Below are 17,054 nucleotides of genomic sequence, written 5' to 3'. Positions count from 1 at the left end.
GCCTTTGCGGGCCATCACGTCCCCGGTGCCATGAGGATATGCGGTGAAAAAAATAGCAGTGTTCGCCGATGTGCAGAACCTCTACTACACCGTGCGCCAGGCTTATGGCTGCCACTTCAACTACGCCGCCCTGTGGGCTGATATCAGCCAGCGCGGGCAGATCGTCGAGGCGTATGCCTACGCCATCGACCGTGGCGACAGCAAGCAGCAGCAGTTCCAGCAGATCCTGCGCAACCTGGGCTTTACCGTGAAGCTCAAGCCTTACATCCAGCGCAGCGATGGCTCGGCCAAAGGCGATTGGGACGTGGGCATCACCATCGACATCATGGACGCTGCCGACCATGTCGACGAAATAGTGCTGGCCTCGGGTGATGGCGATTTCGACATGTTGCTCGATCGCATCATTCATAAACATGGTGTCGAAGCCGTGGCCTACGGCGTGCCGGGGCTGACGGCCAACTCGTTGATCCGCGCGGCCAGCCGCTACGTGCCTATCGAAGGCGCGTTGTTGCTCAAATAGATTTTCAGATGGGGTTGGAACAGGTTTGGAACGTATAGCGGTCATCGACTTTGAAACCACCGGCATTTCGCCGAGCAGCAGTTGCCGGGCCACGGAAATTGCCGTGGTCATCCTGGAGCAGGGCCAGATCGTGGACCGCTACCAGAGCCTGATGAACGCCGGCGTGCGCGTGCCGGGGTTTATCGAGCAACTGACCGGCATCAGCAACGCCATGCTGCGCAGCGCGCCGCCGGCGGAGCGGGTGATGAACGAGGTCAATGAGTTTGTCGGCACTACGCCGCTGCTGGCGCACAACGCTGCGTTCGACCAGAAGTTCTGGGACTTCGAACTGGGCCTGATCCGCCGCACCCGCCTGCAAAAATTCGCCTGTTCGCTACTGTTGGCGCGCCGGCTGATGCCTGCAGCACCGAACCACAAGCTTGGCACCCTGACCTCCTACGCTCAGTTGCCCCACACCGGCAAGGCTCACCGGGCCATGGCCGACGCGGAAATGGCAGCCAACCTCACCGCCCACCTGGCGCAGGAACTGCGCCGTGCCCATGGCTTGCGCGAGTTGTCCCATGACCTGCTGTGCAGTTTGCAGAAAGTGCCGGCGGCGAAGATCAATGATCATCTGAAGAAACATCGCGGGTTCTGATAGCAATCCCGAGCCCAACCAAGATCAAACTGTGGGAGCGGGCTTGCCCGCGATGGCGGTGGGGCAGTTTAGCCATTCGGGCCTGACACACCGCTATCGCGGGCAAGCCCGCTCCTACACTTATTCGCAGCCAGCCCCGGCAACCCGATCAACAGTAGGCCTGCGCTCAGGCACCGCCATTCTTCCCTTCCAAATGCCCCAACGGCACCCGCCGCTCTATGGCGCTCGACAGGATGATCGAGGTCTTGCTGAAGCCAAACTTCGCCACCCGGTTGATCAGGTTTTCCAATTCCGGCATCGACCCCACCGCCGCTTGCATGATCACGCAGGGGTCGCCGGTGACCCGGTGGCATTCGGTCAGTTCGGGGATTTCTGCCAGGGCGTCGTAGACCTTCTGGCTGCCGTTGTTGGTCAAGCGCAGTTCGATCGTACATTGGATCGGCAAGCCGATCTTGGACAGGTCGACCTTGGCCTGGTAGCCGGTGATTACGCCGCTGGCCTCCAGCTTGGCCACGCGTTCGGCCACGGCGGGGGCGGAGAGGTTAACGGTACGGGCCAGTTGCGCGTAGGTGGCGCGGCCATCCTCCAGCAGGGCGCTGAGGAGCATGCGGTCGTATTTGTCCATGATAAGGCTCTGGCAGTAGGGGGCTTTCGAATACAAGGCTTATAGCCTTGATAACCATGATTTGAAAAGTGTATGGGCGCTTTAAACAGGTTTTGTAACTTATGTTTACTGGCGCGGATTCCTAAAATAGCGATCCCTTGTCTTGCCGCAGAGCTGCCCATGCCTGGCCCACGTCGTTTTCCGTTACCGTTGATCGCCGCTTTTTTTGCGTTGTACGTGATCTGGGGTTCTACCTACCTGGTTATCCGCATTGGCGTGGAGTACTGGCCGCCGTTGATGCTGGCGGGGATTCGCTTTTGTACGGCGGGGGCGCTGATGTATGGCTACTTGCGCTGGCGCGGGGTGCCGGCGCCGACCTGGGCGCAGTGGAAAGCCGCGGGCATGATCGGCATTTTGCTGCTGACGTTCGGCAATGGCGCCGTGAGTGTGGCTGAACACACCGGCGTGACCTCCGGCGTCGCCGCGCTGGCCGTGGCGACGGTGCCGCTGTTTACCTTGCTCTGTGGCTATTTCTGGGGCGCGCGTAATACCCGTCTGGAATGGGCCGGGGTGATTCTGGGGATGATCGGCATCGCCATGCTCAACATGGGCTCTAACCTGCAGTCGAGCCCCCTGGGCGCTGGGCTGCTGTTGTTCGCCGCCGCTTCCTGGGCGTTTGGTTCGGTCTGGAGCCGGCACTTGCCGTTGCCTCAGGGCGCCATGGCCAGCGCCGCCGAAATGCTGATCGCCGGTGTGGTGCTGTTGATCGGCAGCGCACTCAAGGGCGAACACCTGGAGGCGATGCCGCCGGTGGAAGGTTGGCTGGCCCTGGCTTACCTGACCGTGTTTGGCTCGATCATCGCCTTCAACGCTTATATGTACCTGCTCAAGCATGTGCGTCCGGCAGCGGCCACCAGCTATGCCTACGTCAACCCGGCCGTGGCGGTATTGCTGGGGATTGTGTTTGTCGGCGAGACCATCGGCCTGGAAGAAGCCCTGGCGATGCTCGTGATCATCAGCGCTGTGCTGTTGATCAGCCTGCCCCAGTGGCGTAAGCCGAAGCCGGAAATAAGGTAAACTGCCGCGCATTACGCCCTTGCGCTGAATTTTTCCTACGGTAAACACATGACTTTCGCCACACTTGGCCTGATCGAACCCTTGCTGCGCGCCCTTGAGGCGCTTGGCTACCAGACCCCGACGCCGGTGCAGGCGCAAGCCATTCCGGCGGTGCTGGCCGGTCGCGACCTGATGGCCGCGGCCCAGACCGGTACCGGCAAGACTGCCGGCTTTGCCGTGCCGCTCCTGCAACTGCTGACCATGGAAGGGCCGAAGGTCACCGCCAACTCGGTGCGTGCGCTGATCCTGTGCCCCACCCGCGAGTTGGCCGAGCAGGTTCACGCCAGCGTTGCCCAATACGCCGAACATCTGCCCCTGACCACCTACGCGGTGTATGGCGGGGTGAGCATCAACCCGCAGATGATGAAGCTGCGCAAGGGCGTCGACATTCTGGTTGCCACCCCTGGGCGCTTGATCGACCTGTTCCGCCAGAACGCGCTGAAACTCAATCAGCTGCAAACCCTGGTGCTGGATGAAGCCGACCGCATGCTCGACCTGGGCTTCTCGGAAGAACTGGCGAACATTTACCGCATGCTGCCGAAAAAGCGCCAGACCCTGCTGTTTTCCGCGACCTTCTCCGACGATATCCGCCTGCTGGCCGGGCAGATGCTCAATGACCCTTTGAGCATTGAAGTCAGCCCGCGCAACGTCGCCGCCAACACCGTCAAGCAATGGGTGGTGCCGGTGGACAAGAAGCGCAAGGCCGAGCTGTTTGTGCACCTGATGCGCAAGGGCAAGTGGAAGCAGGTACTGGTGTTCGCCAAGACCCGCAATGGCGTGGATGCGCTGGTAGATAAGCTACAAGGCCTGGGGATTAATGCCGACGGCATCCACGGCGACAAGCCACAAGCTACGCGCCAACGTGCCCTGGACCGCTTCAAGGCCAGCGATGTGCAGATCCTGGTGGCCACCGATGTGGCGGCCCGTGGCCTGGATATCGAAGATTTGCCGATGGTGGTCAACTTTGACCTGCCGATTGTCGCCGAGGATTACATCCACCGCATCGGCCGTACTGGCCGGGCGGGCAACACCGGCGAGGCGATTTCCCTGGTGTGTGCCGATGAAGTGAATATGCTCTCGGCCATCGAGATGCTGACCCGCCAAACCCTGACCCGCAAAATGGAACAGGACTTCGAACCGGAGCACCGCGTGCCGGATACCGATGCCAGTGGCCAGGTGGTGAAGAAGCCGAAAAAACCGAAGAAGCCCAAGACCTCGGGTGGTGGCGGCAAGCGCAACCTGGGCAAGTGGGTGGACAGTGGCGAGGTTGCGCCGGCGGAGCCTTCTATCAAACCCGTGCGCAAGGTGCCTGTTTTTAATACAGGGCCACGGAAGAAAAAGTAACTGTTTTTTGTCAGTCAAATAGCAGTCAATGAGTCTGGTGGGCGAGGCAATCTCGCTCACGTTAGTTTGTCGCAATATAATTCGTTAAATAAGTTCTTGGCTTGAAATCAGCGGGTTGTTGTTTTTCGGAAATGCTTTGTGCGCATGTAGAGTTAGTGGTGTTGGAGTTTTTTTTGATCGATAACCACTGTAGGTCTGTAGTGGTTTTCTATTAGTTTCAATTTCAAGTGGAGAATAAATATGCCACTTCCTTTTGTTACGTTCATTATTGCTGGCCTAGGGGGGCTGCCTGCATCGGTGTCTCTACTCGATTAGTGAGCGAAAAGGCTAGTCACTCCTGCGCACTGCCAATCGCTGCCGCTTCCCTTCTATTACGATTGCCAGATAAATTTTGTAACCTATTCCCGCGTAGATTTCGGAATTTATTTTTGCTGTATGCCACTGAGGGTGGCGACGTTAATCGCATGAAATAAATTCTATAGAGAGCGTGTTTTTATGGTTGCTTCCGTGAATTCTGTTGGTTCTTCAGCAGGTGCAACAGTCCATGCCCCATCTGAAGGTGCTGGAGTCAGTAAGGAAATAGAAAGCCAGCGTGAGTCGCTGAAGGATAAAGTCGCAGGACATACGGCTAGTGGGGATTATCCTCAAGCCTATGGGGCCTATAAAGACTATGTTGATCTCGTAAAGAATCACTACGATTTGGACTCGGACCATTTGCAGAAGTTTGACAATGTCCTTGAGGAGTACAGGGTTCGTGCTCACGGGGCGTAAGTGCGCCTTGGTAATTGCCGCGCGTGAGGACCTGCTTTGGTGAGTTTCAAGAGTGACACTGAGGTCCTGTCCCATGGGCCTATAAGCAGGTGCACTGTACGGTTGCTTTCGGGTGATTGAAGTTTCATCAATGCCGAGAGTGCTTTAAAAACTATTTTCTCTCGTTAAACATTTATTTAGATCAGCATCAGGGGGTAAGCCCATGGCTTACCCCCTGGCAGCCAGAGAAGACAGTGCCTGTAAGCAATCAATGCGCCGGATACTTCATCAACGGATTAAGGGGGTATCGTTGGTTCTCAGCCACTCCAATATGCTGCGCCCAGCCACTTGCCCACTGGCAAAACACCCCGTCAGCAAATACCCGCCCGTCGGCGCTTCCCAGTCCAGCATCTCTCCGGCACAGAACACTCCCGGCAATTGCTTGAGCATCAAGCGCTCATCCAGCGCCTCAAACGGCACGCCACCTGCGGTGCTGATGGCTTCGTCCATTGGCCGGGTTTTCACCAGGGTCAGCGGCAGAGCCTTGATATCGACGGCCAATTGCTGCGGGTCTTTGAAATGTTCGGCAGACGCCAACTCGCGCAACAGCGCGGCCTTGACCCCATCCAATCCCAACTGACTGTGCAAATGCTTGCTCATCGAACGTGAGCCGCGGGGCTTGGCCAATGCAGCCTGCACCTTGTCCAGTGGCTTGCCCGGCAGCAGGTCGATATGCACGGTGGCTGAGCCGTCGCGGTTGATGGCTTCGCGAATCGGCGCCGATAGGGCGTAGATCAAACTGCCCTCGATACCGGTCGCGGTGATCACGCATTCGCCCAATCGGGGTTTGTCATCTGCCAAACCGATGGCGACGTTTTTCAGCGGCGCTCCGGCGAATTTGCTCACCATCAAGTCGCTCCAGGCCGTCACCTCGAAGCCACAGTTGCTCGGTTGCAGCGGGGCGTAACGCACGCCTTGGTCTTCCAGCAATTTGAGCCAGGCGCCGTCGGAACCCAGGCGCGACCAACTGCCGCCGCCGAGGGCCAGGAGCACGGCATCGCTGTGGACAGTTTTCTCGCCATCCGGGCTGTGGATAATTAATCCGCCATCGGCATTCCAGCCCAGCCAGCGGTGGCGGGTGTGGATAACTACCCCTTGGTCGCGCAAGCGCTTGAGCCAGGCGCGCAGCAGCGGCGCGGCTTTCATATCGGTCGGAAACACGCGGCCAGAGCTGCCGACAAAGGTTTCTATCCCCAGCCCATGGATCCATTCGCACAACGCCTCGGCGCCAAACTGGCGCAGCAAAGGGGCGATGTCGGGTGCGCGCTCGGCATAGCGTGAGAGAAATGCCGGGTAGGCCTCGGAATGGGTGATGTTCATGCCGCCAACCCCGGCCAGCAGGAACTTGCGACCCACCGATGGCATGCCGTCATACAGGTCCACTCGGACCCCGGCCTGGCTCAATACTTCGGCGGCCATCAGCCCGGCGGGGCCGCCACCGATGATCGTGACGTGAGGGAGCTGGGCTGGAATCTGGGGCATGGCGGTGACTGCGGTTCGGCGAAGTAGGCCGAGCATTCTACCCGAGCACCGCGAAACTGCCTGATCAAAAAACGTACACGTTCCTACACCCTATGTGGCGTGTGCCTTGCAGGCGCTTACGCTCAACTTATCCACAGGCCGTTCCACAGGCATTGTGGGTAACGCACCCACACTTCAATGACAGCCTGATGATGTCCACACCCGTTGGGCACTGTGATGCAGGATGCCATGGCGACGGGCCAGGGCAGGGCGATCCTTGCTGTAGCCGCCGCCAATTACGCCCACCACCGGGATGTCGCGGCCCAGGCAATGGCGCATCACGCTTTCATCACGTGCGGCGACGCCTGCGTCCGTCAGCTTGAGATAACCCAGGGCGTCGTCCTTGTGCACATCGACACCCGCGTCATACAGCACCAGGTCGGGCTGGTAGAGCGGCAACAGGTAGTTGAGGGCGTCGTCCACCACCTTGAGGTAGTCGGCATCGCCCATGCCCATGGGCAGCGGGATATCCCAGTCGCTGGTGGCCTTGCGCGCCGGGAAGTTCTTTTCGCAGTGCAGGGACACGGTAATGGCATCCGGCGTGTCGTGGAGGATGCGCGCGGTGCCATCGCCTTGATGCACGTCGCAGTCGAAGATCAGCACGCGGTTGACCCGCCCGCTGGCCAGCAGGTAGTGGCTGATCACCGCCAGGTCATTGAAGATGCAAAAGCCCGCCGGGTAGTCGTAGTGGGCGTGGTGGGTGCCGCCCGCCAGGTGGCAGGCCAGGCCGTGTTCCAGGGCCTGTTCGGCCGCCAGCAACGAGCCGCCGACTGCGCGCACGGTGCGCCGGGCCAGGGCTTCGCTCCAGGGCAGGCCCAGGCGCCGTTGGTCTTCGCGGGACAACTCACCGCTCATATAGCGTTCGATATAGCCAGGGTCATGGGCCAGGGCGAGGACCTCGGCCGGGCATAATTGTGGGCGCAGCAGTTGGCTGTCCTGGGTCAGGCCGCTGTCGACCAGGTGATCGCGCAGCAGCCGGAACTTGTCCATGGGGAAGCGATGATCCGCCGGGAACTCGGGGCTGTAGTCGTCGTGGTAGATCAGTGGCAAAGGCATGGCAATTTCTGACAGGAACCAACGACGGATCTTAACAGCGCTGTACACTCACGCACATGGCAAGGGAGGGGAACGATGGAGCCGATACTCGAGTTGGAAAGCGCGCGCCTGGTGCTGCGCCAGTGGCGCGACAGCGATCTGCCAGCGTTTGCCAGGATGTGCGCCGATCCGCAGGTGATGCGCTATTTCCCGGCCCCCTTGGATCGCCTGGAAAGCGCGGCATTGATCGGGCGAATACGTGGGCATTTTGCCGAGTACGGCTTTGGCCTGTGGGCCCTGGAACGCAAGGACAGCGGCGAGTTTATCGGCCTGACGGGGTTGCTGAATGTTGGCTTTGACGCCGACTTCACCCCAGCGGTGGAAATAGGCTGGCGCCTGGCCCGCGAGCACTGGGGCCTGGGGTTTGCCAGTGAGGCGGCCTGGACCGCATTGCGCTGTGGTTTTGACCGTTTGCAGTTGGACGAGATAGTGGCCTTCACCACCGAGGCCAACTTGCCGTCGCAGAAAGTCATGCAGGCCATCGGCATGCATTACGATCCGGCCGCAGATTTTCAGCACCCCAGGCTCGCGGCGGACGATCCGCTGCGCCATCATGTGTTGTATCGCATCACCCGCGCCCAATGGTTGGACACGCTGCACGGATAAGCAGGCGGTAATACTTGTAGGCGCGAGCTTGCTCGCGAAAAACGTCAACGATAACGCACAGGGCCTGATACCCAGCGGCGTCTCTGGTTTTTTCGCGAGCAAGCTCGCACCTACAGTAGAAAATAGAAGGTAGAAACCGTTTTGCTCTGAGGAGAGTGTATGAGCCAAGTGTTGGAAGATCTGGTCGATTTGCTGACCCTGGAACCGATTGAAGAAAACCTCTTTCGCGGCCGCAGCCAGGACTTGGGCTTTCGCCAACTGTTCGGCGGCCAGGTATTGGGCCAGTCGCTGTCGGCGGCCAGCCAGACCGTCGAAGAAGCGCGGCATGTGCATTCGTTGCACGGCTATTTCCTGCGCCCTGGGGATGCCGGCCTGCCGGTGGTCTATCAAGTGGACCGGGTACGCGATGGCGGCAGCTTCAGCACGCGCCGGGTCACGGCGATCCAGAAGGGCAACCCGATCTTCACCTGCAGCGCCTCGTTCCAGTACGACGAGGAAGGCTTCGAGCATCAGACCACCATGCCGGTGGTGGTGGGGCCGGAGAACTTGCCGTCGGAGTTGGAGCTGACCCAGCAACGGGCGCACCTGATTCCCGAAGCCATGCGCGAAAAACTGCTGTGCCCCAAGCCGATCGAAGTGCGGCCGGTCACCGAAAAAGACCCGTTCAACCCGCAGCCCACCGATCCGGTCAAATACGTGTGGTTCCGCGCCGATGGCGCCCTGGCCGACTTACCGGCGCTGCATAAATACCTGCTGGCCTATGCCTCGGACTTCGGCCTGCTGACCACCTCGTTGCTGCCCCATGGCAAGACGGTGTGGCAGAAGGATATGCAAGTGGCCAGCCTCGACCACGCGTTGTGGTTCCACGCCGATCTGCGCGCCGACGACTGGTTGCTGTACGCCATGGACAGCCCATGGGCCGGCAATTCCCGTGGCTTCTCCCGTGGCAGCGTGTATAACCGCGCCGGTCAACTGGTGACCTCGGTGACTCAGGAAGGCTTGATCCGCCATCGCAAGGATTGGGCATGAGCCTGGCGCAGGTTAAACACTGGGTGTTTGATATGGACGGCACCCTGACTGTGGCGGTGCATGACTTCGCGGCGATCCGCGTGGCCCTGGACATTCCGCCTGCCGACGACATCCTCACCCATTTGGCGGCGTTGCCGGCGGCTGAAGCGGCGGCCAAGCATGCCTGGTTGCTGGAGCATGAACGCGAGCTGGCGCTGGGTTCGGTGGCAGCTGCGGGCGCGGTGGAGTTGGTGCGGGACTTGGCAGCCCGAGGCTATCGCCTGGGGATCCTGACGCGCAATGCCCAGGAACTGGCTCACATTACCTTGCAGGCCATCGGCCTGGCGGACTGTTTTGCCGTGGAAGATGTGTTGGGCCGCGACGACGCCCCGCCCAAGCCGGATCCCGGTGGCCTGCTGAAACTGGCGCAGGCCTGGGACGTGGCCCCCGGCGAGATGGTGATGGTGGGTGACTATCGCTTCGACCTCGATTGCGGGCGGGCGGCGGGGACGCGGACGGTGTTGGTGAACGTGCCGGAAAACCCATGGCCGGAATTGGCCGATTGGCACGCCAGGGACTGCGCGGCATTGCGCCAGATGATCTAAAGCAAGCATCAAAAATCAAATGTGGGAGCGGGCTTGCTCGCGAAAGCGGTGTGTCAGTCGGCACATGCATCAACTGACAGGCTGCTTTCGCGAGCAAGCCCGCTCCCACATTTTTGATTGGGTTTTGTCTGACGGATTAGTGGAACAGGACCGCCTGCCCCTGCGGCGAGGTGAACATCTTGTCGCCGTCATGCCCCACCCCTGGCACTTCAACCAACCGCTGGCTCAACTGCGGATGGCGTTGCTTGAGGTAGTTGAAATAGTTGTGCCCGCGAATCAGCCGGTAGGCGCCCTGGGTCTCGGCTGCGCAGCTTTTGTCCAGGGCCGGATGGTTGGGGTCTGTGTCCTGCTGGCCGAGCAGGTAGGTGATTTCGCGCGCGGCGTAGGCTTTTTCCAGTTGCTCGGGGCTTTGGCCGTTGGCGTAGGCCGGCAGCTTTTGCATGCCGTACTTCCAGTCGTTGAATCCTGAGCAACTGGCCGGCGCGAATTGCACCGGGCGTTGCGGGCTGAAGTAGGCATAGGACGACGGGTTGGCAATCACATAGCGCAGGCTGATCCCCGCCGCTTGCAGGGCCGGGTGGTCGTGACCGGTCAGGGCAAAGCGTTGCACCACCTGGCCACCCCCGGAATGCCCGGCGATCACTATTTCTTTGAGGGCCGGGAATAGTTTGCGGTTGCCCAGATGCTTGATGATTTGGTCCAGGGCACCGTAGGAACTGATCTGGCCATGGCCGATTGACGACTCGCCCGCCATCCAGGCATTACCGTGCCAGCGCAGCACGCTGTCGCCCAAGTGATGGCGCTGGACATCGGCGTCGTTGAGGAACTGCGGCGCGATCACCAGGGTATTGGCACTTTGCCCGGCGTGGGCGGCGGCGTCTTTGGCGCTTTTGAGGTAGGTCTGGGCGTTGCGCAGCCGGCCATGCACGATAATCAATGCGCGGGTGACCTGTGGCAGCGGCTGGCGCCAGTCCTGGCTAAGGCCCAGGCTCAGGTCGCCGGCTTGCAGGGTGAATCGATCGGGGCTGATCACCTTGACCGCCTGCCCGGCGGCCAGGGTGGCGGTCGAGCAGGTGATCAGCAGGCCCAGTGGCCATCCGCAGCGTTTATTCATTTACAGACTCTTGGCCGAAAACGTGTCGCATTGGCTGATCTGGCCCTGGGCAAACCCGGTCTTGAACCAGCGCACCCGCTGTTGCGAAGTGCCATGGGTGAATGAGTCCGGTACTACGCGGCCTTGGCCCTGCTGCTGCAAGCGGTCATCGCCGATGGCGTTGGCAGCGTTCAGCGCCTCTTCGATATCACCCGGTTCCAGCCAGTTCAGGCGTTTTTGCGCACGGTTGGCCCAGACCCCGGCGAAGCAGTCGGCTTGCAGTTCCTGGCGGACCAGCAGGCCACCATCGCCTTGCATCTGCCGGCCTTGCTGGCGCGCGACCTGGATCTTCGACGAAATCCCCAGCAGGGTTTGCACGTGGTGACCCACTTCGTGGGCGATCACATAAGCCTGGGCAAAATCGCCGGCCGCCTGGAAGCGTTGGGACATTTCCCGGAAGAAGTCCAGGTCGAGGTAGACCTGCTGGTCGGCCGGGCAATAGAACGGGCCGCTGGCGGAGGTGGCGCCGCCGCAGGCGGAATTCACTCGGCCACGGAACAGGATCAGCTTGGGATTCTTGTAGGCCAGGCCGTTTTCCTGGAACACCTGGCCCCAGGTGTCTTCGGTATCGCCCAGCACGGCACGCACGAAGTCCGCCTGTTCATCGTTGGCCGGTGGTGCCTGGCGTGTTTGCGGGCTGACCGAGGGGGCTTGCTCGGTCATCTGGCCGCTCAGTTGCCCGAGAATCTGCATCGGGTCCTGGCCGGTCAGCAGGCCGATGCCGACGATCAGCACGATAGCGGTCAGGCTCAGGCCCTTGCCGCCGCCAAAGCGCATGCCGCCGCCACCGCCGCCGTCACTACGCGCGTCGACCACGTTGTCGCTGCGCCGACCCTTTTTCCATAGCATGTGGCAATCCTCTTGATGATCGTTATGTAGGGGCGAGCTTGCTCGCGAAAAACGCAAAGGCACCGCGTTAAACCAGGCATGCGGCGTTAGCGTTAACGACTTTCGCGAGCAAGCTCGCTCCTACAGTAATCGGGGTTGTGGTGATTGAGTATGGCCGTTATTCGCGGCAATACCCTTCGCCCGTATTGACCACCAGGCAATCTTTTTTATCAGCCAGCCATTTCAAACCGGTCGCGGCACCGTCGCCGGCGCGCAGCACTTGCGGGCCGTCGGGGCGGTTGAAGATGATGCCGTCTTCGCCGGCCTCGCCCTTGAAGGTGCCGGAGGCATCTGCATCAAGGCCGTATTGCATGGTCAGCAGGTAGTGCCCGCGGCCAATGCTGTCGTCTTTGCTGACCGTCAGGTGCAGGCCTTCGACGCCGATCCATTTGCCGACCCATTTGTCGGTGGGCAGGGTTTCCGGGACCAGGGTCGCCTGCACCGAGGGCGGCGCCGGCTTCGGCGCCTCGGGGGCTTTATCGCAGGCGCTGAGCAGGGCGAGGGTCGAAAGGAGCAACAGGGATTTTTTCATGGAGTGGGCCTTGGTTAAAAAGCGTGCAATGGCAGGCTGGCGTGCAGCGTTGGACTGGGTTTGGGCAATTTAGTGCGCTGATCGCCCGCTGTTTGGTTATGCTCTTGAGACCGATGCACCACCCGCTCTAGATTAGCGCGTTGAGTGCCACTGCTTGCGGCGGTCATTTCAGCCTGTCACGCACGAGAATTCAATGACCCTCAGCACCCCTCTTTCCGGCGTCAACCATCCCTTCAAGGGCATCGCGCTGATTGTACTGGCGACGCTCCTGTTTTCCAGCCATGACGCCTTGTCCAAGTACCTGGCCGGGTTCTATCCCATCGTGATGGTGGTGTGGGCCCGCTACATGGTGCATACGCTGCTGATGGCGGGGATTTTCCTGCCGCAATCGGGCTTGCGCGTGCTGCGCAGCAAACGCCCGTTGTTGCAGGTCGCCAGGGCCCTGTGCCTGCTGGGTACCAGCCTGTTTTTTACCGCAGCCTTGCATTACATCCCGCTGGCGGAAGCCACGGCGGTGAACTTTCTCGCGCCGATCCTGGTGACGGCCCTGTCGGTGCCGCTGCTGGGCGAGCATGTGACGCGGGGCCAATGGCTGGCGGTGATCTGCGGGTTTGTGGGGGTGATCATCATCGTGCATCCCGGTGGTGAGTTGTTCACCCCGGCAGTGTTGTTGCCCTTGGTCTCGGCGTTGTTCTTCTGCTTCTACCAACTGCTGACCCGCATCCTCAGCCAGTACGACAGCCCGACCACCAGCAACTTCTTCGCCGGCCTGTGCAACACCCTGGTGATGAGCGCGCTGGTGCCGTTCTTCTGGGAGGTGCCAACCCTGGGTCATGGCCTGTTGATGCTGGCGCTGGGCAGTTGCGGGATGACCGCGCACTTGATGCTGACCCAGGCCTTCCGCTTCGCTGCGCCGGCCTTGCTGGCGCCGTTCGGCTATTGCCAGATCGTGTTTGCGGGGTTGTTGGGCTGGCTGGTGTTCAACCACACCCCGGACCTGACCACGGTGGTCGGGATCGGGGTGATCTGCCTGAGCGGGTTGGCCGCTGCCTGGCAGCAGCGGCGGCGGTGAATCAGACCTCGACCGTCGGGATCTTGCGCGGCGCCATGAAGTACATCCAGGTCAGGGCGAGGAAGTACATCGCCGGGATCAGGGTGAACAGCACGGTGTAGTTGTTGTTGGTCACGGTCAGGATATGGCCGACGATCTGCGTCATGAACATCCCGCCGATGGCCGCGCACATCCCGCCAAAACCGAACACCGTGCTCATCATGTGCTTGGGCGTGTAGTCCATCACCAGGCTCCAGATGTTGGCGGTCCAGGCCTGGTGTGCGCCGATGGCCAGGGAGATGGCAAACACCGCGACCCATAGCTGGCTGGAGCCTGCAGCCATGATCACGCCGACGATGCAGCAGGCAAACAGCAGCATCGACAGCAAGCGCGCTTTGATCGGCTGCATGCCGCGACCGATGAGGAACGAGGACAGGATCCCGCCGCCCACGCTGCCGAAGTCCGCCGTCAGGTAGATGATGATCAGCGGGATGCCCATCTGGGTCACGTTGATCCCCAGGTTGTATTGCTGGTTGAGAAACGGCGGCAGCCAGTACAGGTAGAACCAGAACACCGGCGCGGTCAGGGCGTAGGCAATGGCGAAGGCCCATGTGCCGCGCATGCGCAGGATACGGCTGAAAGGCACGCGCGGTTGTTCCGGCTCGACTTCCTGTTGCACGTAGTCCAGTTCTGATTGCTTCACGCTCGGATGGTCTTCGGGGTTGTAGTACTTCAGGCCCCAGAACACCAGCCAGACCCCACCCAGCGCAGCCATGCACAGGAAGGCAGCCTGCCAACCCCACACATGCAGCACCAGCGGCAACAGCATCGGGGTCATCATGGCGCCGACGTTGGTGCCGGCGTTGAAGATGCCGGTGGCCACTGCGCGCTCACCGGCGGGGAACCACAGGCGGGTGGTCTTGACGCAGGCGGGGTAGTTGGCCGCTTCGGTCAGGCCGAGGATAAAGCGGCAAACCATAAAGCCCACCGCCGAGGTCGCCAGGCCGTGGGCGCCGGTGGCGATGCTCCACAGCAGCACCGCGCAGAAGAACACGCGCTTGACGCCGACCCGGTCGATCAACCGGCCTTGCAAGACAAAACCAATGGCGTAGCCGACCTGGAACCAGAAGTTGATGTTGGCGTAGTCCATCGCCGTCCAGCTCATCTCCTTGGCCAGGATCGGCTGCATCACGCCCAGGGCGGCACGGTCGATGTAGTTCAGGGTGGTGGCGAAAAACACCAGGGCCAGCATGCCCCAGCGGGTTTTGCCGACGGCGAGGGCGCCGCGAATCTTGTCGCCAATGGCCGCTTGCGGGTTGCCGGGGCGCGGGGCCACGGCGGAATTTTGCGAAGGCATGAGAGGTACCCGTTTTTGAAATTTTTATGGTGTGTTCTGGGTCGTGATCACAGGTGCGCGCCAACAAAAAACGGCCCTGGATGCGCAATCGATGGTGCGCAGCGGCTAAAAAATCGTCAATTCACCAATCGCCATTGTGTTCGATAATCGCCCATAAAACTAACCGGTTGGTACATTTTAAATTGCTGCTTTATCGCGCGCGGCCAATAATTTGCCGCAAATAAGACCAGCCTTCATTGCCGGGAGTCACCCCATGCAACGTTCCATCGCCACTGTTTCCCTGAGCGGCACCCTGCCGGAAAAGCTCGAAGCCATTGCTGCGGCCGGGTTTGATGGGGTGGAAATCTTCGAGAACGACTTGCTGTATTACGACGGCAGCCCCCGTGAGGTGCGGCAGATGTGTGCCGACCTGGGCATTGCCATCACGTTGTTCCAGCCGTTTCGTGACTTTGAAGGATGCCGCCGCGATCGCCTGGTGCGCAACCTGGAGCGCGCCGAGCGCAAGTTCGACCTGATGCAGGAGCTGGGCACTGACCTGGTGCTGGTGTGCAGCAATGCCTCGGCAGACTCGACGGGCGAGCATTCGATCCTGCGTGATGACCTCGGCCTGCTGGCCGAACACGCCGGCCGCCGTGGCTTGCGCATTGGCTATGAAGCCTTGGCCTGGGGGCGGCACGTCAACACCTGGCAACAGGTCTGGCAACTGGTGCGCGAGATCGATCACCCCAGCCTCGGGGTGTTGCTGGACAGTTTTCATACCTTGTCACTCAAAGGCGATCCGACGGCGATCGCCCAGATCCCTGGCGACAAGATCTTTTTTGTGCAAATGGCCGACGCGCCGATCCTGGCCATGGACGTGCTGGAGTGGAGCCGGCACTTTCGCTGCTTCCCCGGCCAGGGCGAGTTCGACCTGCCGGGTTTTCTCGCGCCGATCATCCAGAGTGGCTACACCGGGCCGCTGTCCCTGGAGATTTTCAACGATGGCTTTCGCGCCGCGCCCACCCGGGCCAACGCGGCGGATGGTTTGCGGTCGTTGCTGTACCTGGAAGAGAAGACCCGCCAACGTCTGGAAAAACAGGCCGCGCCGGTGGATATCCTGTTTGAGACCCCAGCCGCCAGCGAGTACGACGGCATCGAGTTCCTGGAATTCGCGGTGGATGAAAACCTTGGCGCCCGGTTGACCCAGTGGCTGCAACGCCTGGGCTTCGTCAAGGCTGGGCAGCACCGCTCCAAGAGCGTCAGCCTGCTGCGCCAGGGCGATATCAACCTGATCCTCAACTGCGAGCCTTACTCCTTTGCCCACAACTTTTTCGAGGCCCATGGCCCGTCGTTGTGCGCCACGGCGATGCGCGTCAAGGACAGCGCCAAGGCCCTGGAACGGGCGGTGGCCTACAAGGGCCAACCTTATCGCGGCCTGGTCGGGCCCAATGAACTGGAGCTGGCGGCGGTCCGCGCGCCGGATGGCAGCCTGATCTACCTGGTGGACCAGCACGCGGGCGGGATCTACGACACCGATTTCAACCTGCGGGCCGCCAACACCAGCGGCGGCGGCTTGCTGCGCATCGACCATATGGCCATGGCCCTGCCGGCCGACAGCCTCGACAGTTGGGTGCTGTTCTACAAGAGCCTGTTGGATTTCGAGGCTGACGACGAGGTGGTGCTGCCGGACCCCTACGGCCTGGTCAAGAGCCGGGCGCTGCGTAGCCGCTGCAGCTCGATCCGCCTGCCGCTGAATATTTCCGAGAACCGCAATACGGCGATTTCCCACGCGCTATCGAGCTACCGTGGCTCCGGGGTACATCACATTGCCTTCGATTGTGCGGATATTTTTGCCGAGGTCAGCCGGGCCAAAGAGGCGGGCGTGCCGCTGCTGGATATCCCGCTCAATTATTACGATGACCTCGCGGCGCGGTTTGATTTCGACGATCAGTTCCTCAGCGAACTGGCGTACTACAACGTGTTGTACGACCGTGACGCCCAGGGCGGTGAGCTGTTTCATGTGTACACCGAGCCCTTCGAAGGACGGTTTTTCTTCGAGATTATCCAGCGCAAGAACGGGTACGCCGGCTATGGCGCCGCCAACGTGGCGGTACGCCTGGCGGCGATGGCCAAGTCGCGCAGTGGGGCGTTGCGCCAAGCCAAGTTGTAGGGTGTTGGCGCTTCCTTCGTGAGACCTGGCGGCCCATAATCACGGCCTGCATAAATGG

General features: G+C 61.0%; 17 protein-coding genes. 10 read left to right on the top strand and 7 right to left on the bottom strand.

From position 1 onward, the window contains the following. Nucleotides 1-43: 43 nt before the first annotated feature. Both C5F71_RS08545 and C5F71_RS08540 read left to right on the top strand, forming a co-directional pair. Nucleotides 44-520: an NYN domain-containing protein gene (locus C5F71_RS08545; RefSeq protein WP_029292193.1), complete on the top strand. Its 477-nt coding sequence runs from the start codon at nt 44-46 to the stop codon at nt 518-520. Nucleotides 521-545: 25 nt separating this feature from the next. Continuing rightward, the gene (locus tag C5F71_RS08540) at nt 546-1,157 is read left to right on the top strand and encodes a PolC-type DNA polymerase III (RefSeq protein ID WP_029292191.1); all 612 of its coding nucleotides are present in this window, start codon (nt 546-548) and stop codon (nt 1,155-1,157) included. Nucleotides 1,158-1,323: 166 nt separating this feature from the next. Here C5F71_RS08540 and C5F71_RS08535 read toward each other — a convergent pair whose 3' ends face one another. Then, on the bottom strand, nt 1,324-1,782 hold the full coding sequence (locus tag C5F71_RS08535; RefSeq protein WP_029292189.1) for an Lrp/AsnC family transcriptional regulator: 459 nt from the start codon (nt 1,780-1,782) through the stop codon (nt 1,324-1,326). A gap of 159 nt (nt 1,783-1,941) precedes the next feature. Here C5F71_RS08535 and yedA point away from each other — a divergent pair, with 159 nt between their 5' ends. The 3 genes from yedA (at nt 1,942) to C5F71_RS28895 (ending at nt 4,992) form a co-directional block, all read left to right on the top strand. Then, entirely contained in the window at nt 1,942-2,838 is an 897-nt protein-coding gene (yedA, locus tag C5F71_RS08530; RefSeq protein ID WP_029292188.1) for a drug/metabolite exporter YedA, read from the top strand. A 48-nt stretch (nt 2,839-2,886) separates the two neighbouring features. Then, nucleotides 2,887-4,221: a DEAD/DEAH box helicase gene (locus C5F71_RS08525; RefSeq protein WP_029292187.1), complete on the top strand. Its 1,335-nt coding sequence runs from the start codon at nt 2,887-2,889 to the stop codon at nt 4,219-4,221. Nucleotides 4,222-4,716: 495 nt separating this feature from the next. Then, nucleotides 4,717-4,992, top strand: a complete 276-nt coding sequence (locus C5F71_RS28895) for a hypothetical protein (RefSeq protein ID WP_158682856.1) — start codon at nt 4,717-4,719, stop codon at nt 4,990-4,992. Between the two features lie 267 nt (nt 4,993-5,259). Here C5F71_RS28895 and C5F71_RS08515 read toward each other — a convergent pair whose 3' ends face one another. Both C5F71_RS08515 and C5F71_RS08510 read right to left on the bottom strand, forming a co-directional pair. Next, entirely contained in the window at nt 5,260-6,513 is a 1,254-nt protein-coding gene (locus C5F71_RS08515; protein ID WP_104910960.1) for a TIGR03862 family flavoprotein, read from the bottom strand. A gap of 174 nt (nt 6,514-6,687) precedes the next feature. Further along, a complete protein-coding gene (locus C5F71_RS08510; RefSeq protein WP_029292181.1) occupies nt 6,688-7,608 on the bottom strand; it encodes a histone deacetylase in 921 nt (306 codons plus the stop codon). A gap of 75 nt (nt 7,609-7,683) precedes the next feature. Between C5F71_RS08510 and C5F71_RS08505 the strand changes: the two genes are divergently transcribed. From C5F71_RS08505 to C5F71_RS08495, 3 genes are all read left to right on the top strand, one after another. Beyond that, entirely contained in the window at nt 7,684-8,253 is a 570-nt protein-coding gene (locus C5F71_RS08505) for a GNAT family N-acetyltransferase (RefSeq protein WP_070994176.1), read from the top strand. Nucleotides 8,254-8,412: 159 nt separating this feature from the next. Next, nucleotides 8,413-9,282, top strand: a complete 870-nt coding sequence (tesB, locus tag C5F71_RS08500; protein ID WP_104910959.1) for an acyl-CoA thioesterase II — start codon at nt 8,413-8,415, stop codon at nt 9,280-9,282. Beyond that, the gene (locus C5F71_RS08495) at nt 9,279-9,866 is read left to right on the top strand and encodes an HAD family hydrolase (protein ID WP_029292176.1); all 588 of its coding nucleotides are present in this window, start codon (nt 9,279-9,281) and stop codon (nt 9,864-9,866) included. Before tesB ends, C5F71_RS08495 begins: the two co-directional genes overlap by 4 nt. Before the next feature lie 136 nt (nt 9,867-10,002). Here C5F71_RS08495 and C5F71_RS08490 read toward each other — a convergent pair whose 3' ends face one another. The 3 genes from C5F71_RS08490 to C5F71_RS08480 all read right to left on the bottom strand — a co-directional run bounded on the left by C5F71_RS08490 (nt 10,003) and on the right by C5F71_RS08480 (nt 12,439). Then, nucleotides 10,003-10,980 (bottom strand): hypothetical protein, encoded by a 978-nt coding sequence (locus tag C5F71_RS08490; RefSeq protein ID WP_104910958.1) that lies wholly within the window; start codon nt 10,978-10,980, stop codon nt 10,003-10,005. Beyond that, on the bottom strand, nt 10,981-11,868 hold the full coding sequence (locus tag C5F71_RS08485; protein ID WP_070994173.1) for a neutral zinc metallopeptidase: 888 nt from the start codon (nt 11,866-11,868) through the stop codon (nt 10,981-10,983). 157 nt (nt 11,869-12,025) lie between these two features. Further along, complete coding sequence (locus C5F71_RS08480; protein WP_029292170.1) at nt 12,026-12,439, bottom strand: hypothetical protein; 414 nt, start codon at nt 12,437-12,439, stop codon at nt 12,026-12,028. A gap of 193 nt (nt 12,440-12,632) precedes the next feature. Between C5F71_RS08480 and C5F71_RS08475 the strand changes: the two genes are divergently transcribed. Next, nucleotides 12,633-13,511 carry a DMT family transporter gene (locus C5F71_RS08475; RefSeq protein ID WP_032861818.1) on the top strand — a complete coding sequence of 293 codons (879 nt, stop codon included), beginning with the start codon at nt 12,633-12,635 and terminating at the stop codon, nt 13,509-13,511. Nucleotide 13,512: 1 nt separating this feature from the next. On the opposite strand, the gene C5F71_RS08470 is transcribed toward C5F71_RS08475, so the two are convergent. Further along, a complete protein-coding gene (locus tag C5F71_RS08470) occupies nt 13,513-14,847 on the bottom strand; it encodes an MFS transporter (RefSeq protein ID WP_029292168.1) in 1,335 nt (444 codons plus the stop codon). Nucleotides 14,848-15,100: 253 nt separating this feature from the next. On the opposite strand from C5F71_RS08470, the gene quiC reads away from it, so the two are divergent. Further along, the gene (quiC, locus tag C5F71_RS08465) at nt 15,101-16,996 is read left to right on the top strand and encodes a 3-dehydroshikimate dehydratase QuiC (protein WP_104910957.1); all 1,896 of its coding nucleotides are present in this window, start codon (nt 15,101-15,103) and stop codon (nt 16,994-16,996) included. The last annotated feature ends 58 nt before the right edge of the window (nt 16,997-17,054 follow it).

The sequence above is a fragment of the Pseudomonas sp. LG1D9 genome, from assembly GCF_002949995.1.
Classification (GTDB): domain Bacteria; phylum Pseudomonadota; class Gammaproteobacteria; order Pseudomonadales; family Pseudomonadaceae; genus Aquipseudomonas; species Aquipseudomonas proteolytica.
Note: the sequence above shows the minus strand (reverse complement) of the source record. Positions and strands in the feature narration are given on the sequence as shown.

What these genes read in the sequence shown, in the direction of transcription:
- C5F71_RS08535 (WP_029292189.1), bottom strand. Translation starts at nt 1,782, where the DNA reads ATGGACAAATACGACCGCATGCTCCTCAGCGCCCTGCTGGAGGATGGC.
- yedA (WP_029292188.1), top strand. Translation starts at nt 1,942, where the DNA reads ATGCCTGGCCCACGTCGTTTTCCGTTACCGTTGATCGCCGCTTTTTTT.
- C5F71_RS08525 (WP_029292187.1), top strand. Translation starts at nt 2,887, where the DNA reads ATGACTTTCGCCACACTTGGCCTGATCGAACCCTTGCTGCGCGCCCTT.
- C5F71_RS28895 (WP_158682856.1), top strand. Translation starts at nt 4,717, where the DNA reads ATGGTTGCTTCCGTGAATTCTGTTGGTTCTTCAGCAGGTGCAACAGTC.
- C5F71_RS08515 (WP_104910960.1), bottom strand. Translation starts at nt 6,513, where the DNA reads ATGCCCCAGATTCCAGCCCAGCTCCCTCACGTCACGATCATCGGTGGC.
- C5F71_RS08510 (WP_029292181.1), bottom strand. Translation starts at nt 7,608, where the DNA reads ATGCCTTTGCCACTGATCTACCACGACGACTACAGCCCCGAGTTCCCG.
- C5F71_RS08505 (WP_070994176.1), top strand. Translation starts at nt 7,684, where the DNA reads ATGGAGCCGATACTCGAGTTGGAAAGCGCGCGCCTGGTGCTGCGCCAG.
- tesB (WP_104910959.1), top strand. Translation starts at nt 8,413, where the DNA reads ATGAGCCAAGTGTTGGAAGATCTGGTCGATTTGCTGACCCTGGAACCG.
- C5F71_RS08495 (WP_029292176.1), top strand. Translation starts at nt 9,279, where the DNA reads ATGAGCCTGGCGCAGGTTAAACACTGGGTGTTTGATATGGACGGCACC.
- C5F71_RS08490 (WP_104910958.1), bottom strand. Translation starts at nt 10,980, where the DNA reads ATGAATAAACGCTGCGGATGGCCACTGGGCCTGCTGATCACCTGCTCG.
- C5F71_RS08485 (WP_070994173.1), bottom strand. Translation starts at nt 11,868, where the DNA reads ATGCTATGGAAAAAGGGTCGGCGCAGCGACAACGTGGTCGACGCGCGT.
- C5F71_RS08480 (WP_029292170.1), bottom strand. Translation starts at nt 12,439, where the DNA reads ATGAAAAAATCCCTGTTGCTCCTTTCGACCCTCGCCCTGCTCAGCGCC.
- C5F71_RS08475 (WP_032861818.1), top strand. Translation starts at nt 12,633, where the DNA reads ATGACCCTCAGCACCCCTCTTTCCGGCGTCAACCATCCCTTCAAGGGC.
- C5F71_RS08470 (WP_029292168.1), bottom strand. Translation starts at nt 14,847, where the DNA reads ATGCCTTCGCAAAATTCCGCCGTGGCCCCGCGCCCCGGCAACCCGCAA.
- quiC (WP_104910957.1), top strand. Translation starts at nt 15,101, where the DNA reads ATGCAACGTTCCATCGCCACTGTTTCCCTGAGCGGCACCCTGCCGGAA.